The organism is Actinosynnema sp. NPDC023658 (assembly GCF_040639995.1).
In the GTDB taxonomy this organism is placed as follows: domain Bacteria; phylum Actinomycetota; class Actinomycetes; order Mycobacteriales; family Pseudonocardiaceae; genus Actinosynnema.
Window position 1 is genome coordinate 1 of the sequence record NZ_JBFAAX010000867.1, and the last position, 2,322, is coordinate 2,322.

The window sequence follows — 2,322 nt, forward strand, 5'->3', positions numbered from 1 at the left end:
CGATGCGGGGACAGCCCCACCCGGTGACGAGCACGCCCACCCGGGCCAGCACCGCCCTGGCCTCGGCCGTGCCGAAGGCCGTGAGGACGCCCTGCTCGACGCGCACCACGGCGCCGAGCCGGTCGAGCAGGTCGACGGGCAGCAGCTCCGGCAGCGCCCAGGGATCCATGGCGAGCGCCGCGACGAGACCCTCCGGCACCGGCGGCCCTCCTCGTCGGATCGGTTGCGTAAACGCTTACACACGGTGAACCGTAGGGCTTCAGCGAAGGTCAGGTCCACTGGTTGACGAAGTTGTGTAAACGTTTTATCTTCGGGCAGCTCTTGTGCCCTGGTGGAGACGATCGACGACGACGGGAGCCGACCGGGTGGATGCCATCGACACCGAGCGGCCACCCCCGCGGCCCGGGCGCACCGGCCACCTCCAGCGGATCCGGCGGGACCGGGTGCTGCTGGCCCTGATGGCGCCGGGTGTCGTGTACTTCCTGGTCTTCCACTACGGCGCGCTGTTCGGCAACGCGCTGGCGTTCCTGGACTACGTGCCGTTCCTCGGCGTGGTCGACAGCGAGTGGGTCGGCCTGGCCAACTTCGCGCAGTTGTTCGGCGATCCCCTGTTCTGGAGCGCGGTCCGCAACACGGTGGTCATCGGCGCGCTCCAGCTCGTGTTCTTCTTCCCCGCCCCGTTGGCCCTGGCGCTGCTGCTGCACAGCCTGGTCGGCTCGACGATCCGGCAGTTCGTGCAGAGCGTGGTCTACCTGCCGCACTTCCTGTCGTGGGTGATCGTCCTGGCGCTGTTCCAGCAGATGCTCGGCGGAGCGGGTGTGGTCAACGGCTGGCTGGGCGACCTGGGGGTGAGCCCCGTGCACGTCGTCGGCAACCCGGACCTCTACCCGCCGCTGGTGGTCGCGCAGCTCGTCTGGAAGGAGTGCGGTTGGGCCACGATCATCTTCCTGGCCGCGCTGTCGCAGGTGGACGAGGGGCAGTACGAGGCGGCGGCGCTGGACGGCGCGGGCTGGTGGCGGCGGCTGTGGCACGTGACGCTGCCCGGCATCCGGCCGGTGCTCGTGCTGCTGCTCGTGCTGCGGCTGGGCGAGTTCCTGGACGTCGGTTTCGAGCAGTTCTTCCTGCAGCGGCAGGCGGTGGGACCGGAGGCGGGCGAGGTGCTGGACACGTTCGTGTACTTCACCGGGTTCGCCAACGGCGAGTTCGGCTACGCGGCGGCGGCCGGGCTGTTCAAGGGGGTCATCGGCATCGTGCTGGTGTACACGGCCAACAAGGTGGCGCACCGGCTGGGTGAGCAGGGGGTGTACCAGCGATGAGTTCCGTGCGCCCGGCGTGGCAGGGACGTCCCGGACCGGGGTTGCGGCTGGCGAAGGTGGTCGCGCTCGCGGTGGTCGTGCTGCTCGTGCTGTTCCCCGTGTGGACGGTCGTGGCGACGAGCCTGGCCGAGCCGGGTGACGTCGTCGCCAACGGCGGCTGGGTGGTGTGGCCGCACGGGATCACGTTCGGCGCCTACGCCGAGATCCTGGACGGCGGGATCGTCACGCGGGCGTTGGCGATCAGCGCCGGCGTCACGGTGGTCGGCACCGCGCTCAGCCTCACCTGCACGGTCGGGCTGGCGTACGCGCTGAGCCGGCCCGGCGTGTACGCCGGCCGCCCGCTGCTGCTGCTAATCCTGTTCACGTTCCTGTTCCCGCCGGGGATGATCCCGCTGTTCCTGGTGGTCCGCTCCACGGGCCTGTTCGACCAGTACGCGGCGCTGGTGCTGCCGTTCGTGGTCAACGCGTTCAACCTGGTGGTGATGCGGGGCTTCTTCCAGTCGATCCCGCGTGACCTGATCGAGGCGGCCCGCATCGACGGCGCGGGCGACCTGGCCGTCCTGTGGCGGGTGGTGCTGCCGCTGTCCAAGGCGGTGCTGGCGGTCGTCGGCCTGTTCTACGCGGTCGCGTACTGGAACCGGTTCTTCGAGGCGATCATCTACTTCAACGACCAGTCGAAGTGGCCGATCGGCACGGTCCTGCGCCAGTACGTGACCGGCGGGGCGGACCTGACAGGCGAGGCGGCGCTGGTCTCCGCGCCCCAGTCCACGCAGATGGCCGTGGTCGTCCTCGCGCTCACGCCGATCGTGTGCGTCTACCCGTTCCTCCAGCGCTACTTCGCCAAGGGCGTGCTCACCGGCGCCCTCAAAGCCTGAACCGAGACCCTCGTCGAGGAGGGAGTCGAGCATGAGCCAACATCTCCACCGCCGGTCGCTGCTGCGGTTCGCCGGTGCCGGCGCGCTCGCCGCGCTGGCCGGCCCCGCGCTGGCCGCGTGCGGCAAGGGGT

At 70.2% G+C, this 2,322-nt stretch carries 3 protein-coding genes; 2 read left to right on the forward strand and 1 reads right to left on the reverse strand.

Annotated elements, in window-relative coordinates:
- Positions 1-199 (reverse strand): hypothetical protein (locus AB0G02_RS35745; protein WP_360803541.1); only part of this gene is annotated, 199 nt, incomplete at its 3' end.
- 166 nt (positions 200-365) lie between these two features.
- Here AB0G02_RS35745 and AB0G02_RS35750 point away from each other — a divergent pair.
- On the forward strand, positions 366-1,316 hold the full coding sequence (locus AB0G02_RS35750) for an ABC transporter permease subunit (protein WP_360803544.1): 951 nt from the start codon (positions 366-368) through the stop codon (positions 1,314-1,316).
- Positions 1,313-2,191, forward strand: coding sequence for a carbohydrate ABC transporter permease (locus AB0G02_RS35755; protein ID WP_360803547.1), 879 nt, complete (start codon positions 1,313-1,315; stop codon positions 2,189-2,191). The genes AB0G02_RS35750 and AB0G02_RS35755 overlap by 4 nt, the downstream gene beginning before the upstream one ends.
- Positions 2,192-2,322 lie beyond the last annotated feature (131 nt).

Coding starts and splice junctions, on each gene's coding strand:
- AB0G02_RS35755 (WP_360803547.1), top strand. CDS start 1,313: ATGAGTTCCGTGCGCCCGGCGTGGCAGGGACGTCCCGGACCGGGGTTG.